The organism is Williamsia sp. Y712 (assembly GCF_059445525.1).
This window is the reverse complement of record NZ_JCAIUN010000001.1, coordinates 687,677-713,818: the sequence shown is the minus strand read 5'-3', so window position 1 is coordinate 713,818 and position 26,142 is coordinate 687,677. Positions and strand designations below refer to the sequence as shown.

Annotated in this window: 21 protein-coding genes; 12 read left to right on the top strand and 9 right to left on the bottom strand. The window is 64.6% G+C overall.

Annotation, left to right across the window (positions count from 1 at the left end; all coding sequences use genetic code 11):
• Positions 1-56 precede the first annotated feature (56 nt).
• The 3 genes from AC1D75_RS03470 to AC1D75_RS03460 all read right to left on the bottom strand — a co-directional run bounded on the left by AC1D75_RS03470 (position 57) and on the right by AC1D75_RS03460 (position 4,589).
• Complete coding sequence (locus tag AC1D75_RS03470) at positions 57-1,793, bottom strand: ATP-binding cassette domain-containing protein (RefSeq protein WP_495513910.1); 1,737 nt, start codon at positions 1,791-1,793, stop codon at positions 57-59.
• A 37-nt stretch (positions 1,794-1,830) separates the two neighbouring features.
• Positions 1,831-3,021: a type III polyketide synthase gene (locus AC1D75_RS03465; protein WP_495513909.1), complete on the bottom strand. Its 1,191-nt coding sequence runs from the start codon at positions 3,019-3,021 to the stop codon at positions 1,831-1,833.
• A 68-nt stretch (positions 3,022-3,089) separates the two neighbouring features.
• Entirely contained in the window at positions 3,090-4,589 is a 1,500-nt protein-coding gene (locus tag AC1D75_RS03460; protein WP_495513908.1) for a cytochrome b5 domain-containing protein, read from the bottom strand.
• Positions 4,590-4,781: 192 nt separating this feature from the next.
• On the opposite strand from AC1D75_RS03460, the gene AC1D75_RS03455 reads away from it, so the two are divergent.
• Positions 4,782-5,546 (top strand): LppX_LprAFG lipoprotein, encoded by a 765-nt coding sequence (locus AC1D75_RS03455; protein WP_495513907.1) that lies wholly within the window; start codon positions 4,782-4,784, stop codon positions 5,544-5,546.
• Positions 5,547-5,602: 56 nt separating this feature from the next.
• Positions 5,603-7,957 carry an FHA domain-containing protein gene (locus AC1D75_RS03450; protein WP_495513906.1) on the top strand — a complete coding sequence of 785 codons (2,355 nt, stop codon included), beginning with the start codon at positions 5,603-5,605 and terminating at the stop codon, positions 7,955-7,957.
• 71 nt (positions 7,958-8,028) lie between these two features.
• On the opposite strand, the gene leuS is transcribed toward AC1D75_RS03450, so the two are convergent.
• On the bottom strand, positions 8,029-10,914 hold the full coding sequence (gene leuS, locus AC1D75_RS03445) for a leucine--tRNA ligase (RefSeq protein WP_495513905.1): 2,886 nt from the start codon (positions 10,912-10,914) through the stop codon (positions 8,029-8,031).
• A gap of 84 nt (positions 10,915-10,998) precedes the next feature.
• On the opposite strand from leuS, the gene AC1D75_RS03440 reads away from it, so the two are divergent.
• Positions 10,999-11,445 (top strand): SdpI family protein, encoded by a 447-nt coding sequence (locus AC1D75_RS03440; protein WP_495513904.1) that lies wholly within the window; start codon positions 10,999-11,001, stop codon positions 11,443-11,445.
• A gap of 55 nt (positions 11,446-11,500) precedes the next feature.
• Complete coding sequence (locus AC1D75_RS03435) at positions 11,501-12,442, top strand: bile acid:sodium symporter family protein (RefSeq protein ID WP_495515969.1); 942 nt, start codon at positions 11,501-11,503, stop codon at positions 12,440-12,442.
• 100 nt (positions 12,443-12,542) lie between these two features.
• On the opposite strand, the gene AC1D75_RS03430 is transcribed toward AC1D75_RS03435, so the two are convergent.
• Both AC1D75_RS03430 and AC1D75_RS03425 read right to left on the bottom strand, forming a co-directional pair.
• Positions 12,543-14,576: a CocE/NonD family hydrolase gene (locus AC1D75_RS03430; RefSeq protein WP_495513903.1), complete on the bottom strand. Its 2,034-nt coding sequence runs from the start codon at positions 14,574-14,576 to the stop codon at positions 12,543-12,545.
• A 106-nt stretch (positions 14,577-14,682) separates the two neighbouring features.
• Entirely contained in the window at positions 14,683-15,258 is a 576-nt protein-coding gene (locus AC1D75_RS03425; RefSeq protein ID WP_495513902.1) for a YqgE/AlgH family protein, read from the bottom strand.
• Between the two features lie 113 nt (positions 15,259-15,371).
• On the opposite strand from AC1D75_RS03425, the gene AC1D75_RS03420 reads away from it, so the two are divergent.
• From AC1D75_RS03420 to AC1D75_RS03400, 5 genes are all read left to right on the top strand, one after another.
• Entirely contained in the window at positions 15,372-16,751 is a 1,380-nt protein-coding gene (locus AC1D75_RS03420) for an MFS transporter (protein WP_495513901.1), read from the top strand.
• A 44-nt stretch (positions 16,752-16,795) separates the two neighbouring features.
• Complete coding sequence (locus tag AC1D75_RS03415) at positions 16,796-17,638, top strand: LLM class flavin-dependent oxidoreductase (RefSeq protein ID WP_495513900.1); 843 nt, start codon at positions 16,796-16,798, stop codon at positions 17,636-17,638.
• Positions 17,639-17,885: 247 nt separating this feature from the next.
• A complete protein-coding gene (locus AC1D75_RS03410; protein WP_495513899.1) occupies positions 17,886-18,299 on the top strand; it encodes a hypothetical protein in 414 nt (137 codons plus the stop codon).
• Positions 18,296-18,712 (top strand): M78 family metallopeptidase domain-containing protein, encoded by a 417-nt coding sequence (locus AC1D75_RS03405; RefSeq protein WP_495513898.1) that lies wholly within the window; start codon positions 18,296-18,298, stop codon positions 18,710-18,712. The genes AC1D75_RS03410 and AC1D75_RS03405 overlap by 4 nt, the downstream gene beginning before the upstream one ends.
• On the top strand, positions 18,709-19,512 hold the full coding sequence (locus AC1D75_RS03400; protein ID WP_495513897.1) for a hypothetical protein: 804 nt from the start codon (positions 18,709-18,711) through the stop codon (positions 19,510-19,512). Before AC1D75_RS03405 ends, AC1D75_RS03400 begins: the two co-directional genes overlap by 4 nt.
• 31 nt (positions 19,513-19,543) lie before the next feature.
• Here the strand turns inward: AC1D75_RS03400 and AC1D75_RS03395 are convergent, their stop codons facing one another.
• Entirely contained in the window at positions 19,544-20,164 is a 621-nt protein-coding gene (locus tag AC1D75_RS03395) for a hypothetical protein (RefSeq protein WP_495513896.1), read from the bottom strand.
• Positions 20,165-20,263: 99 nt separating this feature from the next.
• On the opposite strand from AC1D75_RS03395, the gene AC1D75_RS03390 reads away from it, so the two are divergent.
• Positions 20,264-21,355, top strand: coding sequence for an aminotransferase class V-fold PLP-dependent enzyme (locus AC1D75_RS03390; RefSeq protein ID WP_495513895.1), 1,092 nt, complete (start codon positions 20,264-20,266; stop codon positions 21,353-21,355).
• On the opposite strand, the gene AC1D75_RS03385 is transcribed toward AC1D75_RS03390, so the two are convergent.
• Both AC1D75_RS03385 and AC1D75_RS03380 read right to left on the bottom strand, forming a co-directional pair.
• Positions 21,352-22,977: a glycerol-3-phosphate dehydrogenase/oxidase gene (locus tag AC1D75_RS03385; protein ID WP_495513894.1), complete on the bottom strand. Its 1,626-nt coding sequence runs from the start codon at positions 22,975-22,977 to the stop codon at positions 21,352-21,354. The two genes, AC1D75_RS03390 and AC1D75_RS03385, sit on opposite strands and share 4 nt — an antisense overlap.
• Positions 22,923-23,561 (bottom strand): TetR/AcrR family transcriptional regulator, encoded by a 639-nt coding sequence (locus AC1D75_RS03380; RefSeq protein WP_495513893.1) that lies wholly within the window; start codon positions 23,559-23,561, stop codon positions 22,923-22,925. Before AC1D75_RS03380 ends, AC1D75_RS03385 begins: the two co-directional genes overlap by 55 nt.
• 62 nt (positions 23,562-23,623) lie before the next feature.
• On the opposite strand from AC1D75_RS03380, the gene AC1D75_RS03375 reads away from it, so the two are divergent.
• Together AC1D75_RS03375 and AC1D75_RS03370 are read left to right on the top strand one after the other, a co-directional pair.
• On the top strand, positions 23,624-25,201 hold the full coding sequence (locus AC1D75_RS03375; RefSeq protein ID WP_495515968.1) for an FAD-binding oxidoreductase: 1,578 nt from the start codon (positions 23,624-23,626) through the stop codon (positions 25,199-25,201).
• Positions 25,198-26,121, top strand: coding sequence for a YegS/Rv2252/BmrU family lipid kinase (locus tag AC1D75_RS03370; RefSeq protein WP_495513892.1), 924 nt, complete (start codon positions 25,198-25,200; stop codon positions 26,119-26,121). Before AC1D75_RS03375 ends, AC1D75_RS03370 begins: the two co-directional genes overlap by 4 nt.
• Positions 26,122-26,142: the final 21 nt, after the last annotated feature.

The window sequence follows — 26,142 nt, the reverse complement described above, 5'->3', positions numbered from 1 at the left end:
AACTCGACTCCGATCGGACAAACCAGGTCCGGTCGAAGTCGAGTCTGTCAGCAGTTCTACGGGGCCACAAGTTGATTCGCCATATTGCCGGCGAACTCACCGACCTGCGCGAGACGTCCGAAGTCGAGTTTGACCAGTTGATCGGCAAGATCGAAGTAGCGATCGTCGTGGGTGATCACCACGACCGTCTTGCCTGCCTCTTTGAGGTCACGCAGGATGCGCCGATAGAAGAACTCCCGGAACTGTGGTTCCTGATCGGCCGCCCATTCGTCGAAGATGTAGATGGGACGATCCTCGAGCAGCGCCGTCACCAGGCTCAGTCGCTTGCGTTGTCCCTGTGACAGATTGATGGTCGACAGCTTGCCGTCGGACACCGTCACCTTGTGGGCGATCTGCAGCTGATGCAGGTAACCGCGCACCTCGTCGTCGATTCCGGGCCGATCGAATCCGAGGTAGTCCTCGAACAGGTGGAAGTCGGTGAAGACAGCCGACACGTTCTGCCGGTACCACTCCACATTGTTGTGGTCGATGGGCTCGCCGTTGAGCACCACCTGTCCGTGGTGAGGTGCGTACAGGCCCGTGATCAGTTTGGCCAGAGTCGATTTGCCGCTCCCGTTGCCACCCACGATGAAGGTGACCTGCCCGGGATCGAGCGTCAGGTCGATGGGTCCGAGGTGAAAACCGGCACCGTCGTCGGGGCCACCCGGAGGTGGACCGGACGGTCGCTGACCCGGCTTGCCTGGTTTCTGGGGTGGCGGGGGAGGACCGGTCAGCTGCTCGCCGTGATAGGCGTAGCCCAGCCCGCGCAGCTCGATCCGGGCGCCTGCGACCACCGGCCGATCGGTGTACGGCAGGTTCGACTCGTCATCGGCCGACATCATCGACAGGTCCATGTCCCTGATCTTCGCCAGCGCCACATCACCACGGAGGATGTCGGGGATCAGGTGCATCATGTTCTGCATCGGCATCGCCAGGAACGTCGTGATCAGCACGTAGCCGATCATGTGCTCGTGCGGAATGTCCAGCAGCAGAGCCAAACCGAACAAAATGAATGCCATGGTCGCCAGCTGGCAGAGCTGACCGAAACCCTGGGCAATCGAGAACTTGGCTCCGGCAGAGACATTCTTGGCACGCAGGTCCTCGGCGGTGCCGAGCAGATGCCGGTCCATGAAGTCCTGACGGCGTCCGCGATGCAGCTTGAGTTCCTTGATGCCGAAGGTTACCGACTGGAAGGAGCGCAGCAGGTCGTCCTCACGTTCCCGAGCGTGCTGATAGATGGCCCGCACCCGTCGCAACACCGTCTCCACACACATGATCGCCAGCAGTGTCGATCCCACGGTGATCGCAAAGATCGGGCCGGAGAGCATCGCCAGGAACACCAGGCATCCGACGATGGTGGCGGCGTCGATGCAGATGCTCGGAATCGCCGAGACCGCCATCGACAGCGCACGCACGTCCTCGGTGAGTGTTGCGATCAACCGATGCATACCCAGACGTTCGAGTTGTTCGAGCGGAGCCGACACCACGCCGGCGCTGAGCTTGGCCCGCAATCGGTAGATCGCGCTCTGCGCCAAATGGATCAGCACGATCTGGGACAGCAGCCCGGTGACCAGGACGACAATCGCAGTGATGGCGAATCGGATGACCATGTTGTCCGGGTGGGGCGGCGGTGAGACCACGGTGTTGATCTGCGTGACCAGGTACGCGTTGGCCGCACCGCCGATCAAACCGGCGATCACTGCGAATGCGATGCCCTTCCAGGACACGGAGATCAGAAATCTGATGAGCTGCATGATGTTTGACCTTTTGTTTGTTGACTCGGTGGTCGCGTCAGCGACGGACGATGTCGAAGAGGAGGCCCTCCAGGGTGACTCCGGGGGCAAAGGAGAAGGCAACACCGGTGGTGGACTCCTCGTTGGTGTCGGCACCACGCTGCGCCATCTGCTCGAGCACAAAGATCAACGAGACGCTGAGCATGTTCCCGTAACGGGCCAGGATGTCCCAGCTGACGTCGGCGCGCTCCGGATCGATTCCGAGCGAATGCGCCGATTCGTTGATGATCTTCGGGCCACCGGGGTGGATCGCCCACAGGTCGACGTCGGACTTGCCGAGGCCGTGAGAGCCCAGAACCCGGGTGATCACCGGGTCGACACCGCGGAAGATGTACTGGGGGAGATCCTCCGCGAGTTCGCAGGTGATCCCGTTGTCGTTGACTCCCAACACGATTCCGTCTTCCGCGTCATCGAGGAGATGACTGAACGTCTCGCGGATCACGATCCGGCCTGCCGGGATCGGCGCACGGACCTCACTGGCACCGACCACCACCGCACCACACCCGTCGCCGAAGAGGCTGTGGGTGATGACCTCGTTGATGTCGTCGGCGAAGACGGCGTTGACCGAAGACACCTCGAGACTGATCACCAGGGCCTTCTTGTCGGGGTTGGCGCGGGCGAAGTCACCGGCGATGCGGATCCCGTTCATCGCGGCCGCGCAGCCCATGAAGTTCACGACCACACGATTGGTACTGCGGGGCAGGCCGAGCTCTTTGATCACCGCGACATCCACACCCGGCGCGATGAACCCGGTGCTCGTGACGAACACCAGCAATCCCACCTCGACCTCACCCTTCACGCTGCCCAGGGCCCGACGGGCGACGTCGACGGCCAGGGGTGCGGCATGCTCGAGGTAGAGGCTCATGCGTTCGCGGATGGTGCCACGCCGCTCACTGAAGTCGCGGAACTCGGGATCGGTGGGGTCGATGGCCAAGTGACGCTCGCTGATTCGGGTCTTCTCGTAAATCCGGCGGATGCGGGCCTGCTGAGTCGGATCGGTGAACAGCGCGGCCACCTCCTCGGCGGCATCGGCCTGGGAGAAGACCTGCTCCGGTGCGCCGGTGGCGATGCCCTCGATCACGGCGACAGTGGTCGGCGGGGCCGGCGGCAGACTCGGGCGGATGTGTGGACGCCGGCCGACAAACGTGGGATGCGATCCGGTGATGGGCTGATCAGAGATGACAGACATGGGGGAGTGGTCCTTTCGGGTAAGGGAGAGGTGGTGCGGGGATGTGCTGGGATGGGGTCGGGCAGGGGTCAGACCGTCCCTATTCCGGTGAAGCCTTTGATGGTGTAGTCGGCACAGGTCTTGAGTGCGGCCGGTGAGAAGTGCTCGCGGAAGAAGCCCCATCCCTGTTCCTGGGCCGGCCGCGACCGCGAACCCAGGTAGACGCGGCACTGCTTGGGCAGGCGGTCGGTGACAAAGCTCTTGGCAGGTAACCATTCGACACCGAACTCGGCAGCTTCTTCTCGCACCACGTCTTCGGTTGCGATGTTGGCAAAGCCGCTGCGCTGGAACGGAAGAACGTGGTGCACGCGGTGCGAACTGAGGCCGGCGGACAAGAAGCAGTCGGCATAACGGTTACCGATGACCTTGAGGTCGTATGCCTTCTCCAACTGATCCACGGCCCAGTCGTCGGTCTCGACCTCGGGTAGGTCGTGGGTGTCGACATCGAAGTCGTGACTGGCCACCACCAGGAAGGTACTGAACCAGAGGACCGCGACGAACTGCGCCAGCCAGGCCCAGAAGTCGCCAACGGCAATGAAAATCGCGAGTTCGGAGATCAAGAGGGCTCGCAGACCGAAGGCACCGACGAAGTGCGGCAGTCCGCCTCGCAGCGAACCGTACATGTCGGAGACACCGACTTGCCTGGTCAGCTTGCAGATCTCCAGCAGCCGGATGACCATGCCGGTGGTGGCGTGCCCGAACTTGTGGAGGGTGTGGATCGGCACCCGAAAGGCCCGCGGCAGATCCATCATGAAGGTGAAGACGTTCTTCTTGATGTCCACCTCACTCTGCGTGTGTGGATGATGCAGCAGCGCATGGCCATCGGCGGTGACAAAGGACAGTGCGACGTAGTTGATGTCGAAGGCACTGACCAACGCCTTGTTTGCACCCTTTTGCGCCCGGTGGATCGCATAGTGTCCGTACCCGGCAATACCGCTGCGCAGCACCACCATCGCGATCACGAAGACCGGCAACGGCATCCAGCTGGTGTCATACAGCCGCAGGCCTTGGACGGCAAAATATGCCAGCACCAACGCGACGACCACGACGTTGAAAATCGTGTCCATCCGCTTGATCCGGGCCGCGAGTTCCGGTTCGCGCAACCGGCGTTTGATCCGGTGCAGCAGGTCGTTCTTGTCGTCGAACCGGAAGTGCGGGGTGTCACGCCAGCTGTCGAAGCCTTCCTTGAACAGGAAGTCCGGTGCGTTGGCCTTCGGGTGGATGTCCTCGACCTCGGCGTCGCGGTCGAGGGCGTACTTCTCCAGCATCTTCTCGACCCGCTCAGGATTCTTGTGGTACGAGCCGATGATCGAGGTGATATCGCGGTTTTTCGTGCGACCGATGAAGAACTCCCCGCCGGGATGCTTCGAGATCCAATCCGTCAGGTCGTAGGCCCGGCCCTTGTAGATCCACACATTGGCCAAGCGGGGTCCGCCGTCGGGTCCGGGCGCCCGGCCGAGGTCGTGGTCCGCCGCCGGCCCCTGATCGACGTCGACGTCTGTCGCCTCGTCGGTCTGCAATTCAGTCATCCGATTCCTCCGTGTCGGCTGCCGGAATCAGGTGACGGCAGCGGTCTTGGTTTGGCTATAGGAGTACGCGGAGGCGTCCGATGTTCCCGGGCGAGGAAACCGATTACGGTCAATTGAACGACTTTTGACATGCCGCGCGGGGCTATACCGTCCCTGAGCATGCCAAATCAACCTTCTCGCACCCCGCGAATCATGCGCTCGAAAACAAACCTGTTCGCGGCCGCGGTCGCACTGTCGCTCTCCGGCGTTCTGCTGACCGCCTGCGGCGGCGGAGGTTCCAACGATTCGGAAGCGACTGTGTCCCAGTCGGTTCCGCCAATCCTGGAAACATCTCGATCGACTCAGCCGTCGGTGGTCGCGACTGATCCGGCTGCCGTGATCGAGCAGAGCTCCCAGACGACCCGGATGATGAACTCGGTACACATCGCACTGGTGGTCGACGAGTCGATCGAGAGTCTGCCCATTCAACAGATCGACGGTGATGTCACGAATCAGCCGGTTGTCGGCGCCCAGGGTGCCGGTGAGTTCCGGATCAACAACAACCTGACGGCGTCCGATTTCATCGTCGCGAACGGCAACCTCTACACCCGCGGCGAAGGCGCAAACAGCTACGCCAACCTCGGCCCGGCCCAGCGGATCTACGACCCGGCCATCATCCTCGACAAGGACAAGGGTTTGGCCAATGTGATCTCCAAGGTCCAGAATCCGACGGTCGTCGGCACCGAGGAGGTCAACGGTGTCGAGGCGATCAAGATCGAGGGCACCATCGCGAGTACGGAACTCAAGCCGATCCTTCCCGAGGTCGACAAGACCGGTGCCGAGCTACCCATCACGCTGTGGGTCACCGCCGAAGCCCCGTACAACCTCGTGCAGATCACAGCTGAGGTCTCGGGCGGCGAGGTCAACATCGTCACCTCGAAGTGGCAGGAGCCCGTCACCGTCGCGAGCCCCGAATAGTCGCCGGTGACACCGGCAGCGCTCACCGAACACCCGACGTCAGGTAACAGCAGACCATGACCACACGTATCCCCGCTGAACTGCAGATATGGGTCGATGGGATCCAGGCTCCGCCGGTGGACGGCGCGACCCAGATCCAGATCGGCCGGGTGCCCGAGAACGACATCACGATCGACCATCCGCTGATCTCCCGGCGGCACGCGGTGCTGTCCTGGAACGGCGGATGGTCGATCACCGACGCCGGGAGCACCAACGGGATCTATGCCGGTGGTCAACGGGTGCAATCGGTGAACCTACGCGGCACACAGGACGTCCGACTCGGTGGGCCCGACGCCGGACCGGTGTTGCGGTTCAGAATCGCAGAACCCGCTCCGGCACCGATTCGGCCCCTGCAGAAGCCGCGCGGGGCCGACGACCGGCCGCACATGCAGGCGCTGCGGCAGAACATGTCCGCGGTGTACCAGACCGCCGGGAATCAGCCGCCGCCGCAACGACAGGCCGTCGACATCGCCAGCGGATCCACGATCCGTATCGGTCGCACCCCGGACAACGATGTCGTCGTCAGCGACGTACTGGCTTCTCGCCACCACGCCCAGATGATCAGCAGCCCATCCGGTCTGGTGATCGAAGACCTGCGCAGCGTCAACGGAACGTTTGTCAACGGCCGCCGGATCACCCGGCAGCCCCTCACCGACGGCGATGTCGTCACCATCGGCAACAGCGACTTCGTGGTCGCCGAAGGTCAGTTGGTCCGCGGTCAGGCCCGGTCGGTGGTCTCCGGCGGTGTGCACGTCAGTTCGGTGAGTATGACCATCGACGGCAAACAGCTACTCGACGACATCGACTTCACCGCCGCACCCGGGACACTGACCGCGATCATCGGACCGTCGGGCGCCGGCAAATCGACTGTGTCCAAGATTGTTTCGGGTTCACACCACCCATCCGCGGGAACCGTGACGTTCGAAGGGCACGGCGTTCACGAAGAGTACGACGCACTGCGCACCCGGATCGGTATGGTCCCGCAGGACGACGTCCTGCACAGTCGGCTGACCCTGCGCCAGGCTCTGCGCTATGCCGCGCAGCTGCGACTGCCACCGGATATGTCCCGCGCCGACCGGGATCTGGTGATCGACGGAGTGCTCGCCGAGCTGCAATTGACCGAACACACCGGTACCAGAATCGACAAACTCTCTGGTGGACAACGCAAACGGGCATCAGTGGCGATGGAACTCCTGACCGGGCCTGCACTGCTGATTCTTGACGAACCGACGTCCGGGCTGGACCCCGCACTCGACCGGCAGGTGATGCAGACCCTGCGCCGTCTCGCCGACGCCGGTCGTGTGGTCATCGTCGTCACCCATTCCGTGGCACACCTGTCGATATGCGATCAGGTGCTGTTGCTCGCACCCGGCGGAAGGACCGCGTTCTGTGGTCCGCCCGGATCCGTGAAAACCGCCATGGGCACCGATGATTGGCCGGAGATCTTCACCTACGTCGCCGCTCATCCGGAAGAGGCGTCGAATCGGTACCGGGCCACTGTCCGACGGCAACCCCCACCGGCGCCACCGCAACCCGGATCATCGCGGCCACGTTCCCGTCAGGCGAGCGCCCTGCGGCAGGTCAGCACGATCACCCGCAGGCAGTTCCGGCTGATCCTGGCCGACCGCGGATATCTGGTTTTCCTCCTGCTGCTCCCGGTGGTCCTGGGAGCGCTGACCCTGGTGATCCCCGGGTCGGCCGGATTCGGACTCAACGCACCCGGAACCACTGAAACCCTGCAGATCCTGGTGATCCTGGTGATCGGTGCGACCTTCATGGGGTCGGCGCTCACGGTCCGTGATCTGGTCGGTGAACGTTCGATCTTCGAGCGCGAACGTGCTGTGGGACTACGCCCCGGCGCCTACCTGGCCGCGAAGGTCCTCGTCTTCGCGGTGTTCGCAATTGTGCAATCGGTGATCATGCTGTTGATCTGTTACGCCGGCCGTGGCACGCCCGGTAAGGGCGTATACCTGCCTGCCACAGTTGAACTCGGCATCGACCTCGCCTTGCTCACCTGCATCGGCGCCCTCATCGGCCTCGCCATCTCGGCGTCCGTTCGCACCCCGGAACAGACCATGCCGCCACTGGTGGTCGCGGTGATGATCCAGCTGGTGTTCTGCGGTGGCCTCTTCGCCCTGCATGACAGGGCCGGACTGGAACAGATCGCGTGGCTGATCCCGAGTCGATGGGGTTATGCCGCAGCAGCTTCCACCGTCGAGGTGCAGTGGACAACACCCGGCTCGGCCACCGAGGACGAACCCCTCTGGCAACACGACATGACCACCCTGGGCACCAGCTACGCGATCCTCGGCGCCATGGCCGCGGTCCTGTTGTTGTTCATCTACAGCCGACTGCGTTTGAAAAGGTCCTGACCGCCCCATCTTGGTGGGTTCTGGGGACCGCGACCTGCGCGTTTACTCGCCAAAACCCACCAATTCCGGGGTCAGGGGATGATGTTGACCATTCGGCCGGGTACCACGATGACCTTGCGGGGTTCACCGTCGAGCAACGGGATGATCTTCTCGTCCGCCAACGCCGTCGCACGCAACGTCGCCTCGTCTGCGTCGGCCGCAACCGTCATCCGGCTGCGCACCTTGCCCTTCACCTGGATGGGGATCTCGACGGTGTCGTCGACCAGCCACTGCTCCTGCGCCACCGGGAACGGCCCGTGTGCAAGAGATCCGTTGTTGCCCAGACGCTCCCACAGTTCTTCGGCTGCGTGAGGTGCCACCGGCGCCAGCATGAGCACCAGCGGGGTGACCGCATCGCGCGGAGCACCGTCGGGATACTGCTTGGTCAGGTGGTTGGTCAGCTCGATCAACTTCGCCACTGCGGTGTTGTCCCGCAGGTTCGAATAGTCCTCGCGCACACCGTCGATCGTCTTGTGCAGCAGACGATTGGTGTCATCGGACAGATCCACGTCGACGACCCGGGTCTTGCCGGTCATCTCGTCGACCACCAGACGCCAGGCGCGCTGCAGGAATCGCTGCGCACCGACGACGTCCTTGGTCGCCCAGGCCCGCGAGGTGTCCAGCGGTCCCATCGACATCTCGTAGACACGCAGGGTGTCGGCACCGTAATCGCGGCAGATGTCGTCCGGCGCAACGGAGTTCTTCAGGGACTTGCCCATCTTTCCGTATTCGCGGTTGACCTCTTTGCCCTCGTAGAAGAACTTGCCACCTTCTTCGACGACTTCCTCGGCAGGCACGTAGACACCACGGGAATCGGTGTACGCGTACGCCTGGATCATGCCCTGGTTGTAAAGGCGCCGGTACGGCTCGGCCGAGCTGACGTGCCCGAGGTCGAACAGCACCTTGTGCCAGAAACGCGAGTACAGCAGGTGCAGCACCGCGTGCTCGACGCCACCGACGTACAGATCGAGCCCGCCGGGATCGTTCTCACCGTGGATGTCCGGCCGCGGCCCCATCCAGTACGCCTCGTTCTCCTTGGCGCACAGTTCTTCCGAGTTGGTCGGGTCGATGTAACGCAGCTGGTACCAGGAACTACCGGCCCACTGCGGCATCACGTTGGTGTCGCGGGTGTAGTGCTTGAGTCCGTCGCCGAGGTCGAGTTCGACGTTCACCCAGTCGGTGGCCTTGGCCAGCGGAGGGGACGGTTCGCTGTTCGGATCGTCGGGGTCGAACGAGATCGGCGCGTAGTCGATGACATCCGGAAGTGCTACCGGCAACATCGAATCCGGGATCGCATGCGGCGCACCGGACACGTCGTAGACGATGGGGAATGGTTCGCCCCAGTAGCGCTGACGCGCGAAGAGCCAGTCGCGCAGCTTGTACTGAACGGTGCCGCTGCCGGTGCCGTCGGCTTCGAGACGCTCGATGGTGGCCGACTTGGCCTCGTCGACCCGCATGCCGTCGAGGAAGCCCGAGTTGACCAGTGGTCCGTCACCGGTGAAGGCTTCCTCGGCCACACCCTGCTCCGAACCGATGACCTCGATGATCGGCAGCCCGAATGCGGTGGCGAACTCGTAGTCGCGGCCGTCGTGGGCCGGGACCGCCATGATGGCGCCGGTTCCGTAACCGAGCAGCACGTAGTCGGCGATGAACACCGGGACCTGCGCGCCGCTGAGCGGATTGACGGCGTAGGAGCCGGTGAAGACGCCGGTCTTCTCCTTGTTCTCCTGGCGTTCGAGATCCGACTTCGCTGCGATCGTCTTCCGGTAGGCGGCAACAGCTTCCGCCGGAGTTGCCGCGCCGCCGGTCCACAGCGGATTGACATCGGCAGGCCACTGCGCCGCGATCAGCTGATCGACGAGTTCGTGTTCGGGGGCGAGCACCATGTACGTCGCACCGAACAGGGTGTCGGGGCGGGTGGTGAACACCTCAATTTTACAGTCCCGCACCGGAGACGAAGGCGAAGCCGGAGCTCGACCAGATGGGACGCTGAACGCGACCTGCGCGCCGCGCGATCGGCCGATCCAGTTGCGCTGCATGGTCTTGACCTTCTCGGGCCAGTCCAGCAGTTCCAGATCGTCGAGCAGGCGGTCGCTGTACGCGGTGATGCGCATCATCCACTGCCGCAGGTGCTTACGGAACACCGGGAAGTTGCCGCGGTCGCTGCGGCCGTCGGCGGTGACCTCTTCGTTGGCCAGCACGGTACCCAGACCGGGGCACCAGTTGACCAGCGAATCACTCTGGTAGACGAGCCGGTAGTCGTCGATCACCTCGGCCTTGGCAGCCTCATCCAGATCCGACCAGTCCCGGCCGTCGGCGAGAGTCCGTGCTCCGGAATCGAATTCGGCGATCAACTCGGGGATGCGGCGGGCCTTGCCTGCATCGCCGTCGAACCAGGCGTTGTAGATCTGCAGGAAGATCCACTGGGTCCAGTGGTAGAAGTCGACGTCGGTGGTGGCGACCCGGCGACGTTCGTCGTGGCCCAGGCCCAGCCGGCGGATCTGTTCGAGGTACCGCTCGATGTTGGCCTCGGTGGTCGTGCGGGGATGCGTTCCGGTCTGCACCGCGTACTGCTCGGCCGGGAGCCCGAACGAATCGAAGCCCATCGTGTGCAGAACGTTGCGCCCGTTCATCCGGTGGAACCGCGCGTACACATCGGTGGCGATGAAGCCGAGAGGATGCCCCACGTGGAGTCCGGCGCCCGAGGGGTACGGGAACATGTCCTGGACGAAGAGCTTGGCGTCGGGTCCGTCGAACACCGACAGATCACCTGCCAGGTCACCCACCGGGTTGGGCGCCTCGAAAGTGCGCCGCTCGGTCCAGTTCTGCTGCCATCGCGCCTCGATCTGCCCGGCCAGCTCTGCCGTGTAGCGGTGCTGCGGGGATTCGTCGGGGGCTGAAGTCGTCGGGCCAGTCACTTGACCAGCGTAAAGCCTGGCTCATCTGAGCTGCAGGCAGGCCTGGGTGACCATTGATTTTCCGGGGCCTCGTATTGTATGGGCGTGACCGTCGCAGCAAACATCCTCGCCGTCGTCGCTCTGGCGCTGGCGCTGGTCTTCGGAGTACCCGGGGTCCTGGGCACCGTGAGGCGCCTGCCCCGCAACCGTTGGCTCGGCGTGCGTTCCGCCGAGACCATGGGCAGCGACGAGAAGTTCCAGCTGGCCAACCGCGTAGCCGGACCCGGTCTGATCTGCGCAGGTGTGGTCCTGGTGATGGGCGCCGTCCTGGCGATTCTCCTCGGTGGCACCGCAGGCGTGATCATCGCCATCGCGGCCATCGCGGTCGGTATCGGCCTGGCCGGTGTCATCGGGTCACTGGGCGTCCGAGCGGCCGCAGCACTGCCCGATCCCGCCTCTGACTGCGGTGTCAGCGGTGGTTGCACCAGCTGCTCTTTGCAGAGCATGTGCACCACCGACAGCGCCGCCGGTGGCGCAGCTCCCGCCAACTAAAGGCGTGGCGCGCTCCCCGCTGGCCTTCCTTCAGCGCTTCAACATCGATGGCTTCATGGTGGCCATCATCGGCGCGGTGGTCGTCGCGACGATCTTCCCCGCCCGCGGCGTCGCCGACGACATCCTCGACTGGGTGGTCAAGATCGGCGTCGGGCTGCTCTTCTTCCTCTACGGCACCCGACTGCACCCACGTGATGCCCTCACCGGTCTGACCCACTGGCGTCTGCACCTGACAATCCTCGGGTTCACCTTCGTGGTGTTCCCACTGCTCGGTCTGGCCCTCTGGCCGTTGCTCCCGCACCTCGTCGGCGACGACCTCGCCACCGGTGTGCTCTACCTGTGTTTGGTGCCGTCGACGGTCCAGTCATCGATCAACTTCACCTCGATCGCCCGCGGCAACATCGCGGGCGCCATCGTCAGCGCCTCGGCGTCGAATCTGCTGGGTGTGTTCCTCACCCCGATGCTCGTGGTGCTTCTGATGAACTCGTCCGGCGACATCTCGTTCTCGGCCTCGTCCGTGGTGACGATCGTCCTGCAACTACTGGTGCCGTTCATCGCCGGACAGTTGCTCAGGCCGCTGGTGGGCCGGCGGATCGCGGCGCACAAGAGCCTCACGAAGTTCTTCGACCGCGGCATCATCGTGCTCGTTGTGTACGCCGCGTTCGGTGACGGTGTGCGGGACGGTATCTGGAGTCAGGTCAGCTGGTGGCAGGTGGTGATCCTCGTCGTGCTGGCCGTGGTGCTGGTGGCCGTGATGCTGTGGCTGACCGGCGCCGGATCGCGGCGCCTCGGATTCGACAGGGCCGATTCCATCGCAATCCAGTTCTGCGGCACCAAGAAATCACTGACCACCGGTCTGCCGATGGCCGCTGTCCTGTTCGAGGGTCGCACCATCGGCCTGATCGTCCTGCCGCTGATGATCTTCCACCAGGTTCAGCTGATGATCTGCGCCTGGCTCGCCACCCGCTACAGCCGCCAGTCCGAGGCCTCCGACTAGAACCGCTGCAGCCGCCCCCGAAATTCGCGCCACTTACTCGCGAACGCGCCGGTTACAACTGGCGCAAACGCAGGCAAGTGGCGCGAATGTGGGAAGGGGGTCAGCCCACCGGCCGCGACACCGGAACGTTGACGTAGCTCGGCGCATTCGGATCGAGCTGGATGTGTTCGGGTTTGAGTTGCGAATCGTTCAGCAACGGCCGCAACGGAACACCTCTCGGGAAGTTCGCCGCGAACACATCGATCCGCAACCGATGTCCGGGTTTGATCAGGGCATCGGTGGCCAGCAGGCCCACGTCGAGCTGTACGGCCTGGCCCGGGGTCACCGGCTGACGTGTCGCCAGAGTCAATGTCTGCACCGGATCCACCACGTCACCTCCCGGACCGTACCCGGTCGCATCCTCGTCGAGCGCCCGCAACGAGGCCATCAACTGGCCTGAGGTGAGGACCGTCGAGGTGCCGTCGGGGGCAACATCATTCAGTGTTGCCGTCCAGTAGCCGTCGGTCGCGTCCATGACGGCGTTCAGATGCAGATTGATCGGACCGCTCACGCTCGTCGACTCGGCAAACGGGGCCGTGGTGAACGTCAAAGCGCTGGATTCGGCGATCCGTGAATCGTCCGCGCAGAACGAGAACACCGCGAGGATGCCCGCCGTCTGCTGAGCGGCATCACGCGAACACAACGTGGCCAGAGCCGGTGCGACCGTGAGCCTGCCGCGGCTGTCGGATGGTGTCGCGGACAACGATCCGTCACGCACCGCGTGCGGCGCCGTACCGCTCGAACGGTCGGAGAGATAGAGCCGCTGGTGGTTCATTCCCGGGCGCGGGAAGTCCTCGGCGGTGGTCCAGCCATTGCCCTGCTGGTACAGGGTGGCCGGGCCATAGTTGTCGATGCCGTTGTCGATTCCCTTGAGCCACTTGTCGAACCACGCGCGTTGCAGGACGTCGAGCCGCGGCGGATAGCCGGGATCACCGAATCGGGAGCCGCCGGTGACGTGATACGTGGGGCCCATGATCAGCTGCTTGCGGCCGTTTTCGAGCGGGATCTTGTCGAACATCCGCCACTCGCTGTTGGTGAACAGGTCGTACCAGCCGCCGTAGATCATCGTCGGCGTGGTGATGTTCTCGGCGTAGTCCTGCCAGTTGATGCGTTCGGAAGAAGCCTCGTCGAGCAGGCTCTGCGTACGCGGCGGCACCGACTCCACGGTGGGGGAGAGCAGCGCGTCCAACAGCTGCGGGGCGAAGACCGCCGGATCAGAAAGCCGCGAGCCCAACCACTTCCAGTCGAATGTGCCGTTGAACATCGACGCTACGTCGGGCACGAACTTGAGTCCGTTGACCAGTGCCAGCCACGCAGGCAAGAAGCCGACACCCAACGCGCCGCCGGGCGCCACGATGTCGCGGATCAGGTCGCCACCGGGTTCGACCGGGAAGATCGCCTTGAGCGGTTCCGGGTTCTTGTTGGCCGCCTGGACCTGATTGATGCCCGAGTACGACGCCCCGCTCATGCCGACCTTGCCGTCGGACCAGCTCTGCTTCGCGGCCCAGTTGATGACCTCGATGGTGTCCTGCTGCTCACGGGCCTGGAAGACGTCCCAGACACCCTGCGAGAAACCGGTCCCGCGCACATCCACGACCACCTGCGTATAGCCGGAGCGAACCAGTGCGGGGTCGACGCTGAAGGTCTGGGCGAAGCCGCCTTTGAGGGTCTGCACCAGATCGGACAGGCCGTCGATCGGGGTGCCCGAGAAGTTCAGCAGGTCGGCCAGCTGCAGGGCCAGCGGCGCCAGCACCGGATTCGACAGCGCCGCATCGGCAACAGCGCTCACCAGTTTCGTGTACGGCGTCATGTTCACGATCACCGGCGTCTTGGTGGCAACCGGCCTCGTCGCGGCGTCGGCGGGCCGGTAGATGTTGGCCTTGAGGACGGTGCCATCGCTCATGGTGATCGGGACGTCCCAGGAGACGTTGATGCCGGGATACCGCGGCGGACCGTCGTGTTGCGCGGTCCACCGCTCACCATCCGTGCCACCCGTCGGATCAGCCTGCGCTGCAACAGGATTTACGAAGCCTGCAATCAGCGCAACTGACACGAGACCGGCGACCACGCCCACACATCGACCCCACAAGACCATCGGACCCCTCCGCATTCCCCGACCCCCGAGCAAGCATCTGTTGAGACGCCGCTCACATCAGGGATGAACAATAACAGGTTATCGAAATCCAATCGACAATCAGAGATCAGTTACGTTCGAGCTCGATCGGGTGTGTCGACAGCATCGGAAGCGGCCACGGCTGACGCCGCAGGACCTGCGACCAGAGATCGACCTCGGCGGGGGCGATGACATCGGTGGGCAGCGACGGGGCCACGATCCAGCTGCCGCTGCGCAATTCATCACCGAGCTGTCCGATACCCCACCCGGCATAACCGGCAAAGATCCGGACGCCGACCAGGAAGTGGCCGAGTTCGTCGGCGTCGGCGTCGAGATCGACCAGGACCACACGGCCTTCGACCTGTCGCAGTGCGGGCACGTCATCGATCTCGACACCGGGTTTGACCACTCCGAGGCACAGCGCCGAGTCCTGTTTGACCGGACCGCCGACATACACCGCCTTCGGCCGGGCCGCGGTGTCGGTCCACGTCGGCAACAGGTTGTGCACCGCCGTCTGACTCATTCGGTTCAGCACAACACCCAGGCTGCCGGCATCGTTGTGTTCGATGACGTAGACCACCGTCCGGCGGAATGTCGGCTCCGCGAGATCGGTGGACGCCATCAACAAACTGCCGGCGGAAATCGCCTCGGTACCAGATGACACCCGAACATGATGCCACGCCGATGGCCCCAACAGGCTACGGCGATCAGTCGGAATCAGCCGGTCTCGTATCCGTCGGAATACCCGATCGTGAATTCATTTGTAGGCTGGACACGATGAACGCCGAACCGCCCGTCGCGGACCCAGAGCCGCATGTCTGCGCCAGCCATGAGCGGTTGGCGTTGCGCGATTTCACGCGGTCGTTTCGGGAATCACCCGGCCTGTCCCGGCTTCTGGCCGTCCGGTTCGGCAGTCAGTTCACCGATGGTCTCTTCCAGGCCGCGCTGGGCGGCGCGATCCTCTTCAACCCGGAGCGCCACGCCGATCCGATGGCGATCGCGGCCGGGATGGCGGTCCTGCTTCTGCCCTACTCCCTGATCGGTCCGTTTGCCGGCGCGCTCCTGGACCACTGGGATCGACGGTTGGTTCTCGTCTGGGCCAACGTGCTGCGAGCGATCCTGGTCTCGATCGTGTCGGTGGTGGTCGCCACCGGAGCCGGCGACACCGGTGTGCTGATCGCCGCGCTGGCGGTGACCGGCGCGAGCCGGTTTGTCGCGTCGGGGCTGTCCGCGTCGCTGCCCCACGTGGTGTCCCGCGACCTGCTGGTCGGTATGAACTCGTTCTTCACCACCGCAGGTTCCGGAGTCCTGGCCCTCGGCGCCGGTGCCACCTTCGCCCTGCGCGAGGTTTTCGGGTCCGACAACACCGGCAGCGCCCTGACCCTGCTCGGCGCAGTTGTGATGGCGATGGTCACCGCAGTCGTCGCACACCGATTCAAACCACTGCAGCTGGGCCCGGATCATCCCGATTTCGTCGGTCCTCCGATCCCCGGGCACCCGGAGGGCACTGCCATGCGCGCTGTCGCGGTCGGTCTGGGCCATGGCGCCCGTGCGGTCTGGAGCTCGCCACCTGCGGCCGCAGCACTGTCCGGTGTGGGTGCTCATCGCATCGTGTTCGGCATGAACACGCTCCTGCTGCTCGTCCTGACCAAACAGTCGGCGCTTGGCGGTGGACTGACCGGCTTCGGGCTCGTCGCGGGTCTGACTGCGGTGGGCATGCTGCTCGCCGCGGTGATCACCCCCTTCGCGGTCGCCCGATTCGGGCGTCAGCGCGCTGTGGTGTCGGCGCTGGCCATCGGGACGGTCGCCCAGCTGTCGCTGCTGAGTTTCAACGGCGTGGTCATCTGCTTCGCGGCGGTGGTCTTGGGTCTGATCGGCCAGGTGTGCAAGCTGTGCGGCGACGCGGCCATGCAGATGGACGTCGACGACGCCCGCCGCGGACAGGCATTCTCATTCCAGGACGCGCTGTTCAACGTTGCGTTCGTCGCTGCGGTCACCGCCGCCGCGATTGCCATTCCCACCGACGGCAAGTCCGCGGTCCTGGTCGTGGCCGGTTGCGTGCTCTATGCGCTCGCCATCGTTTCGGTCACCCTGATCCACCATCGACCCGTCCCGGTCAGCTCACCACCGTCCGCGCCACTGGCGACCACCTCCTGATCCGTGCCCGCTGCCGGTCAGGTCGACTCTTCACAGGAGGCACCGTGCAGTACGGAATCGTTTTCCCCAAAGGTGACAGTGCGGATTTCGCCGAGATGGCAGTGGCCGCCGAGGAAGCCGGCTGGGACGCGGTGTTCGGCTGGGAAGCGCTATGGGGCGTCGACCCCTGGATCTCCCTGACCGCTGCGGCCATGCGAACCAGCCGGATCAAGCTCGGGACGATGCTCACGCCCTTGCCCCGGCGCAAACCGTGGGACCTGGCATCGACCACCGCCACCCTGGATCGGCTGAGCGGTGGTCGCGTGATCCTGAGCGTCGGATTGGGCGCACTGCATCCGGGCTGGCTGGCATTCGAGGCCGATCAGGGACGCAAGGTGCGTGCCGAACTCCTCGATGAAGGTCTCGACGTCTTGTTCGGGCTCTGGGGTGGTCAGCCCTTCACCTACGACGGCAAGCATTACGAAGTGCGGCCCACCGATTTCGAATTGCCCGATCCGCCGGTTCAACAGCCCCGCATCACCACCTGGTGTGTGGGATTGGAGGGTTCTCGCAGATCGATGTCGCGGGCGGCCCGGTGCGACGGGTTGATCCCCAACTTCGCCGGTGCGCAGGGCCCGGGACCGCAACCGTTCGAGCGGTGGGTCAGCGTGGCCCGGAACATCCGAGAGCTTCGCGACGAACTCGGCTACAGCGGGCACTACGACGTCGTCTACGAGGGCACCACCGACCTGACGGACCCCGCAGGCGAACGCGAGCGGGCGGCGGCACTGGCCGACGCCGGCATCACCTGGTGGTTGGACTCGGATTGGGGTGCAACACCCGACGATCCCATCGCTTACCAACTCGAGCGCATCAATGCCGGGCCGCCCATGCCCACTACCCCATAAATGGGGTATCTGCGGAGGTCAGCGGCATATCTTCGGCCCGAGCCCGGATTTGCGAAAATTGATCGTAACCTTTGCGAAAGATCACGGAAACACCAGCTGAATTCGAGCGTTTATGCAGTTCAGCGCCGTGAAGCGCCTGGGAGCGCAGACACTCCGGCACAAACATCACCGATACCGTGACAGAAAATATCGGCAATTTCCGCTCATCAAGGCGACAAAATAGGGAATCACCTGGCACTATTGGCGAATGCGCAATCGTGACGAGGTGTCTGAGTTCGCCATTGAACTCAATAGGCTCTGTGCTACTCGCTGGCCAGGTGGGTCGCGCACTGCAAATGCAGAGATTGCCGACTGGGTGACGGCCGAAACAGGTCGCAACATCGATCGGCAATTTGTATGGCGGATCCGCAAGGGCCGCGTAATGAAGGTGGACGGCGCAGTTCGCGACGCCATCTGTTCATTTTTCGGAGTCTCGAAAGAACATTTCTCATTCAGCCCCCGCACGCTCGGCCAAGAGGTGCAGGCTGCGATCGAGGAAACAGGACTTCAAGTAGCCGGCCTCCGCGCCGATCAGCTGTCGTCGACCGGGCGGGCTGAACTCGCCTCCCTACTGCGAGAGGTGAGTCGGGTCCTCGAAGCCGAGAAGAGCGTCGGACAATGATGACCCGGCAGAAGATGTTTCGCCTCGCCGCGGCCATCACACCGATGAGCGGCTGGGACTGGGACGATTTCGAGTCCCGGCTCGGCGAGCAACTCGAGTGCGATGTCCGGTGCATCACGTCGGAGTCATTCAACTCCGGCGAGATCACCGGAGCCGCATTGCGGACCACCCGCGGGACCGCGATCATCGTCTCTCCTGCCAATGTCTCTGACGCCCACCGGATCCACATTGCAGCCCATGAAGCCTGGCATCTCCTTGCCGGCCACGAGGGTTGCGATCAGAACGCACGGCGCGAAGCGCAGGCCGAGGCATTTGCCACGACCGTCGGCACGCTCGCCGAAGGACGGGGCAACGAACCCCGCAATAATCGCGCTTTGACTGCAGCGTTCGGAGCTGTTGGCATAGTCGCATGAGTCAAGCTCTGGGCGCCCTCGCCTGGACGGGGGTCGCCCTGGGAGCGATACTCGCAATCCGTGGGGCCCTGTACCGCCAGACAGCGACGACCGCCTTCGGCGTGTGCGTCGCTTTCTACTGCCTGACCGGGGAGACCTACACCGCCCTGGTTCCGGAAAACGGTGTCCGCCACGTGTTGAACACTTCCGAACGGATCTGGGGTGCCACCTCGGCGGTGATCGCCGGTTGCGCCCTGGTCGCATCCCTGATGGCGATCCGCCGCGGCAACAGCAATCCGGGATCCGCCCCTCGAAACGATCCCGACCTCAACCAGCGGATAGTGCTTCTGGTGGTGGCTGCCGCGGCTTCGATTGCCGTGATCAACCTGACGCTCGCCCACAGCACACTCGCGCCGTCGGCGAACTTTCTCTCCGACTACGGCCACATGTACCAGGTGGCGATGTACCAGGTGGTATTCGCCAGCTGGATCGGATTTCCGGCCGGTTATCTCGGATGGACCGTTGTCCGATCCGAACTCGGTCCGCTGCGCTACACCGTCGGGTTCGGTGGACTGTGTGGTGTGCTCTGGGCGATCTGGAAGATCATCGTCACCGCAACGATCTGGATCGGCGGCGTCGATATCGCCGAAAACAGTCCGGTGAGCGTGACTCTCGGATTCCTGGCCCTGGCGTTCTGCGTGATCGGGGCACTGCTGCTCGGACTGACCGCATCGTATTCTGCCTGGCAAAACGGGCGGACTTACCGGAACGCACGCGCGATCGAGGACCGTCGCCTTCGGCACCACAACCGGGCCGCCTGACGTTACGGCCTGAAGCTTGTGGTCTGACTTCTCAGACACCGAAACCGGGTTGGCCCGGCAACATCACCGCATCTGCCGTTCCGTCGAGATCGTCGTCGACGAACAATTGGTCGAAACCTTGATCGCCGTCGGTATCGAAGTACACGCGCCCGCCCGACCGCACCACCACGATCTCACCGCGACCGTCCGCGTCACGGTCGTAGAGCACATCAGCGGCATCACCGTCACCGACAAAATCGACCAGCGCGCGCGAACCCCCCGGATCTGCGTCTGCCGTCGCTGTCTGTGATGCGCCATCGAGCGACGTCCACGTGAGACGGATGTCGGTTGGCTGGGATATCGGCGGATGGGGAACCGGGGGTGGGCTCGGTGCACTGACCCGAGGATCCGGCTCCGGGTGCCCCCACACTCCAGAACCGTTGTCCGAGAACCATTTGTCGACTGCACCATCGTCATCGAGGTCGAGACCACTGAGATCGGCCCGGCCATCACCGTCTCGATCCCACATCACGTCGTCGGCTCTGCCGTCACCGTCGAAATCGAGTCGAATCGCATCTACCGCACCTCCACCGAGTGCCACGTCGGCCTGCGACGTCCATGTGGTGCTCGATCCGTCACCAATTCCAAAGACGTACTCGATGACCGGCTCCATGAGTACTTGGACGGACTGGACCGGTGCGTCGGTTCCACGGCGCCCGAAGACGGTAGCGTGTGATGCACACCATGTCCCGGCGTCGAGGAGGATCTACGGATGTATGTGAGCGAGCTCGGCGATCTGTGGCATCGCGGTCGCACCGAGCCGATGAACATCCATCTCGATTCGGCGGCGGCATCACGCTCCTCCACCAAAGTCATCGAGACGATCACCGCGCACCTGTGGCGTGAATCCGAGCGCGGCGCCTACGTCGCACAGGAACAGATGAGCGAGGCCCTGGACCGCTGCCGTCGCGATATCGCCGCGCTCGTCGGACATCAGGCCCACGAACTCGCGTTCCGGGAGTCGGCAAAGGCCGCGCTGCGAGCGCTGTTGACCTACTGGAACCTCCCGATATCCGCCACGGTCTGGGTGGCGAAGAACGAGTTCGGCCCCAACCTCGACGAGTTCGAACGCCGCGGTTACGCCGTCCACACCATCCCCTCCGGCGATGTGTACGGGCATGTCGACACCGACGCACTCGAGAACATGCTGCAGTTCGACCAGCCCGACTTCATCCACATCTGCCATATCGGCTCTCAGAGCGGCGTGGTGCAGCCGGTCAGCAAGGTCGTCGAGCTCGCCAGGGTCGCCGGTGTGCCGGTGGTTGTCGACGTCGCGCAGTCATTTGGCCAGCGCGACTGCGCATCCGGAGCCGACGTGGTCTACGGCACCAGCCGTAAGTGGCTGGCCGGCCCGCGCGGTGTCGGATTCCTTGCCGCACGTTCGGATTCGGTACGCCCGGTGGAGGTAGAGAGTTCGGAAGCCTTCGTGGCCGGGCGTCTCGGGCTCGGTGTGGCGATCCAGGAACTGCAGAGCTTCGGGCCCGAACGGGTCAACCGGGAGCTGGCGGCCATCGGCCGCTTCACCCGTGAGCGCCTCCACGGTATCGGCAGCTGGGAGGTTCTCGAACCGATCGACGAGCCGTCGGCCATCGTGACCCTGGCCCCACCACCGGGTTGGGGTCCGTCGGACGTCCAGGCCGCCCGTGACAAACTGCGATCGATCGGAATCCTTGTGACCTGCGCGGACTCCTGGCGCGCGCCACTGGATTCGGAACAGTCGGTCCTGCGGATCAGCCCACATCTGGACGTCCAGCGATCCCACCTCGATCTGCTGGCCGGTGAGCTTCGCGGGATGGGCTACTAGTCCGGCGTCAGGTCCCCGCCGGGGTTCACGATCCCGGCGATCTCGGCGACGGCAGCCCTGGCAAGGTCGGCATCCTTCTGTACCAAGGAAATTCGCGTTCGGCGGGCCAGGATGTCGTCGACCGTGCAGGCACCTTCGTGGGTGATGGCGAACTCGATCTCGGCCCGGGTGACATCGATGCCGGGCGCGATCGGGGCGGCCGCATCCGGCACCTGCGCGATGTCCAGCACGTGGGGGGCCTCTGCACCGAAACGGGCGATCAACGAACCCGGTAAGCCCGAGTCGTCCGGTGTCCCCGTCGCCCCGATGAGCGGCAGTTCACTGGTGTGGCACGGCCCGGCCCGCAGACCCGCACGACTCACGGCCTCGTCGACCGCCTCCTCGGCCATCGCACGGTATGTGGTGAGCTTGCCCCCCACGACCGTGATCAGACCGCTGTCCGCCACTGCCACAAGGTGTTTGCGCGAGAGGTCAGCCGTGCTCAGCGGCACCCCGGGACCGACCTCCTCGACCAACGGACGCAGGCCGGAGAAGACTCCTCGGACATCGTCGGTGGACAGCGGACGTTCCAGCGCCTTGTTGATGGTGTCGAGCAGCAAGGTGATCTCGGCGTCGGTCGGCTTCGGCACGTCCGGGATCGGACCGGGCGCATCCTCGTCGGTGAGACCGATGTAGGTGCGACCGAGCTGCTGCGGCAACGCGAACACGTACCGGCTGATGCTGTCGCCCAAGGGAACTGTGAGTGCACCCGTCGGGTTGCCAAGGGACGCCGAGTCGACCACGAGGTGCGTCCCGCGGCTCGGCCGCAGCTTGACAGCGTTGTCGACCTCACCGGCCCAGACACCCGTCGCATTGACGACGGCGCGGGCGCGGATCCCGAACGTGGCGCCGGTGCGGACATCGGTCAGGGTTGCTCCCGTTCCGGTCACATCTGTTGCCCGGGTGTAGGTACTGATGATCGCGCCATGCGCGGCAGCGGTTCTCGCCAGTGTCACCACGAACCGGGCATCGTCGATGAGCTGCCCGTCGTGGGCCACCACCGCACCCCGCAGCCCTTCGGTACGGATTCCCGGACACAATTCCACGGTCTCCGACGCCGATACCCTCCGTGACCGCGCGAGGACTTCGGTTGACGTTTTGGCATTGTGGCGCAGCACATCCCCGGCCAGCATCCCCAATCGCGCGGCCAGGTTCCCCTTCACCGAACCACCGGCAAAGACCGGGATGACCTGCGGCAGTGAGCGCACCAGGTGCGGGGCGATCACCGTCATGATCCGGTGCCGCTCGACGGCCGACTCCTGCGCGATCGACACATCGAGGCTTGCGAGATATCTCAGGCCTCCGTGGATCAGCTTGCTGCTCCATCGACTGGTGCCGAAGGCGAGATCATGGGCCTCCACCAGGGCCACCGACAGACCACGGCTGGCAGCATCCAATGCGACGCCCGTTCCGGTGACGCCGCCGCCGATCACCAGGACATCCAAAGGCTCAGTGCGCAGCCGCAATTCATCGAGGCCGGCTCGACGTGACGCCGGGCTCAGCGCTCCGGCCGGGAACTGTCCGGCGATCACGGCGCCGTCCGCAGGTACGAGTGCAGCGCGTACCGGAGTTCCACGGTCCATCGATCGGCCAGGATCGGTTGGACGATCGCATGCGACTGAATCGCCGACTGACAGATCAACAGCACCATGGCGGCCATCTCGTCCGGAGCCCCGTCACGGACGTCGCCGCGATGCTGACCGTCGATGATGGCCCGTTGCAGGATCGTCAGGGCGGCGTTCTGGCTGCGACCGAGCCTCACGAAAACATAAGGGGCAAGAGCGGCTGACGGCTCACGCCACAGCATTTCGAGCAGGTTGTTGCCCCGAATGGCATCGGCGACGGCAACCAGGCGATCGACCTTGGCGTCCAGGGTCGTGCCGCGTGCGGGGATGTCGGCGATCGTGCCGATCAACTCCCGGGTGACGAGGTCGGCGATCAACGTCCGGACGTCCGGCCAACGCCGGTAGACGGTAGGCCTGCTCACCCCGGCCTCCCGGGCCACCTCAGCCAACGTGATCTTGCGGCCCTCGGCGCGAATCAGCACCGCACGGGTCGCATCGAGGACCCGATCGGTGATGTTGGCGCCCATGGCAGAGGCCACCGGGTCGGGGGTGCCGGCGTCGTGGTTTCCGACCATGGACGATTTACCGTTACGGATTGACATGTTGTGTAAAACTGTAACTCATGACGGTCGAGTTTCCCCAGCATTCCCTGCCTCTGCCCCCGATGCGTTGGGACGGATGGGGATCACCCGAGGCCGCCACCGAGCTCTCCGAACCGATCAGGGCACTCCTGTCACAGGTTCTCGGCGTCTCCGGCGATCGGATCTCGGCCCCGGCCGCGACCGAGGTCGAACTCTCGCCCGTCCGGCTCACGGACGCCGACCTCGATGCCCTCCGCGGAATCGTCAGTGCGGTATCGACGTCCGACGGTGATCGACTGACGCGGGCGGGTGGTAAATCGACCCTTGACCTCCTGCGTCGAAGGACCCGCAGACAAGACGCACCGGACGGTGTGGTCGAACCCGCAGGCGAACAGGAGATCTCCGACCTCCTGGACTGGTGCGCCAGATCCCGGGTCGCGGTGGTTCCCTTCGGTGGCGGCACCAGTGTGGTCGGGGGAGTCGACCCGGACGCCGGCTCCCTGCGCGCGGTGCTCAGCCTGGATCTCCAGCGTTTCGATCAGCTGCTGTCGATCGACACCATCTCCGGTGAGGCGATGCTGGGTGCAGGCGTCACCGGTCCACAGGCCGAAAAGCTCTTGGCTGCACATGGATTCACACTCGGACATTTCCCGCAGAGTTTCCAGTTCGCCACCATCGGCGGGTTCGCGGCCACTCGATCATCAGGGCAGGCCTCCGCCGGATACGGCCGGTTCGACGAGATGGTCACCGGCCTGCGAGTGGTCACACCCACCGGGGTCATCGACCTGGGTGGGGCGCCGAAGACCGCGGCCGGACCCGATCTTCGCCAACTGTTCCTCGGTTCCGAGGGCTCCCTCGGCGTGATCACCGCCGTGACCCTGCGTGTACACCGCATCGCGCCCGTCACCCTGTACGACGCCTGGCACTTCACCGACTTCGCCTCCGGCGCAGAAGCTTTGCGAGCGGTGGCGCAGCAAGGAGGCGGGCCGACCGTGATGCGTCTGTCCGACGAGGCCGAGACCGGTGTCAACCTGGCCAGCCCGGACAAGATCGGTGCCGACACCGACACCGTTTCCGGTGGATGCCTGGCCATCACCACATTCGAGGGGACCGAGGCGGTGGCCCGGGCTCGCCAGGAGCTCACCGGACAACTGTTGGCCGCCGCAGGTGGGACGTCGCTGGGCGCCGCCCGCGCACAGGCCTGGGAACACAGCCGTTTCAACGCTCCCTACCTGCGGGATGCACTCCTGGACATCGGGGTCGGCTGCGAGACACTGGAAACCGCCACCACCTGGTCGAACGTGAGCACACTCAAGACCGCTGTCACCGGCGCCCTGACCGAGGCCATCGGACGGTCCGGCTCCCCGGCACTGGTGCTCTGCCACATCTCCCACACTTATCCCACCGGCGCCTCACTGTATTTCACGGTGGTCTACCGCTACGGGGATGATCCGATCACCGAATGGTCCGGCGTGAAAGCCTCTGTCGGTCAAGCGATTGTGGATTCAGGCGGCACGATCACCCACCATCATGCCGTCGGCGCCGACCACCGTCGCTGGTTGCCGATGGAGATCGGGGACGTCGGCTCGCAGATATTGCGCGCGGTCAAATCCGCCCTCGATCCCACCGGCATCCTGAATCCGGGCAAACTCATTCCATGACCATCCTTCGGGTTGCCGCGCTCATCAATCCGGCCGCACGTCACGGCCTCGCCGGCGCCGCAGTGGCCGCCGCCGTCGAAGCGCTGGTGGCAACCGGCCTCGAGGTCACCGCGTTGACCGGTTCGAGCGCCGACGAGACCTTGCAATTCGCACGAGGCGTCCGTTCACCCGAGCATGACGCCCTGGTGGTGGTCGGGGGCGACGGCACCATCCGCCTGGCCCTACAGGCCGCCTATGAGGCCGGCGCAGACGCCGTACCCATCGGACTGATGCCTGCCGGCACCGGCAACGACACGGCCCGGACACTGGGCATCCCGATCGGTGATCCGGCCGCAGCGGCAGCCATCATCCGCGGCGGTGCCCGCCGGGTCTGCGACACCGCCACCATCACGCTGTCCGATGGCAGCATTCACGCGTACGGCACTGTGGCCGCCACCGGCCTCGACGCCCTGGTCACCGAACGGGCGAACACCCTTTCGTGGCCGAAAGGTCAACTGCGATACCCGATTGCGGCCCTGATCGAGCTGGCCCGGATGAAACCGTTTCCTTATCAGATCTCCGTGGACGGCCGCCGACTCGAGCGCGATCTCGTGCTGGCATCGGTGGGGAACACCGCAAGCTACGGCGGTGGGATGCAGATCACTCCGTCGGCCGTCATCGACGACGGGGAACTCGACGTCATCCTGGTGCATCACGGGCCACGCCTGAAGCTGATGGGTCTGTTCCCAACCATCTACAGCGGCAAGCACATTCATCGCAAAGAAGTGGAGCAGTTGCGCGGCAGGCGCATCGAACTCACCAGTTCCAGGAGGACGCCGATATACGCCGACGGCGACCGGATCGGCGAACTACCGGCAACCATCGAAGTCCGTCCGGGTGCGGTATCGTTTCTGTCGTCGGCAGCGCCGGGGGGTGTTTGAGAGTTCTCCTGTCCGATCCAT

What these genes read in the sequence shown, in the direction of transcription:
- AC1D75_RS03395 (WP_495513896.1), bottom strand. Translation starts at nt 20,164, where the DNA reads ATGGAGCCGGTCATCGAGTACGTCTTTGGAATTGGTGACGGATCGAGC.
- AC1D75_RS03430 (WP_495513903.1), bottom strand. Translation starts at nt 14,576, where the DNA reads ATGGTCTTGTGGGGTCGATGTGTGGGCGTGGTCGCCGGTCTCGTGTCA.
- AC1D75_RS03400 (WP_495513897.1), top strand. Translation starts at nt 18,709, where the DNA reads ATGAGTCAAGCTCTGGGCGCCCTCGCCTGGACGGGGGTCGCCCTGGGA.
- AC1D75_RS03420 (WP_495513901.1), top strand. Translation starts at nt 15,372, where the DNA reads ATGAACGCCGAACCGCCCGTCGCGGACCCAGAGCCGCATGTCTGCGCC.
- AC1D75_RS03380 (WP_495513893.1), bottom strand. Translation starts at nt 23,561, where the DNA reads ATGTCAATCCGTAACGGTAAATCGTCCATGGTCGGAAACCACGACGCC.
- AC1D75_RS03460 (WP_495513908.1), bottom strand. Translation starts at nt 4,589, where the DNA reads ATGACTGAATTGCAGACCGACGAGGCGACAGACGTCGACGTCGATCAG.
- AC1D75_RS03455 (WP_495513907.1), top strand. Translation starts at nt 4,782, where the DNA reads ATGCGCTCGAAAACAAACCTGTTCGCGGCCGCGGTCGCACTGTCGCTC.
- AC1D75_RS03435 (WP_495515969.1), top strand. Translation starts at nt 11,501, where the DNA reads ATGGTGGCCATCATCGGCGCGGTGGTCGTCGCGACGATCTTCCCCGCC.
- AC1D75_RS03450 (WP_495513906.1), top strand. Translation starts at nt 5,603, where the DNA reads ATGACCACACGTATCCCCGCTGAACTGCAGATATGGGTCGATGGGATC.
- AC1D75_RS03375 (WP_495515968.1), top strand. Translation starts at nt 23,624, where the DNA reads ATGCGTTGGGACGGATGGGGATCACCCGAGGCCGCCACCGAGCTCTCC.
- AC1D75_RS03390 (WP_495513895.1), top strand. Translation starts at nt 20,264, where the DNA reads ATGTATGTGAGCGAGCTCGGCGATCTGTGGCATCGCGGTCGCACCGAG.
- AC1D75_RS03405 (WP_495513898.1), top strand. Translation starts at nt 18,296, where the DNA reads ATGATGACCCGGCAGAAGATGTTTCGCCTCGCCGCGGCCATCACACCG.
- AC1D75_RS03470 (WP_495513910.1), bottom strand. Translation starts at nt 1,793, where the DNA reads ATGCAGCTCATCAGATTTCTGATCTCCGTGTCCTGGAAGGGCATCGCA.
- AC1D75_RS03410 (WP_495513899.1), top strand. Translation starts at nt 17,886, where the DNA reads ATGCGCAATCGTGACGAGGTGTCTGAGTTCGCCATTGAACTCAATAGG.
- AC1D75_RS03465 (WP_495513909.1), bottom strand. Translation starts at nt 3,021, where the DNA reads ATGTCTGTCATCTCTGATCAGCCCATCACCGGATCGCATCCCACGTTT.
- AC1D75_RS03385 (WP_495513894.1), bottom strand. Translation starts at nt 22,977, where the DNA reads ATGGACCGTGGAACTCCGGTACGCGCTGCACTCGTACCTGCGGACGGC.
- AC1D75_RS03370 (WP_495513892.1), top strand. Translation starts at nt 25,198, where the DNA reads ATGACCATCCTTCGGGTTGCCGCGCTCATCAATCCGGCCGCACGTCAC.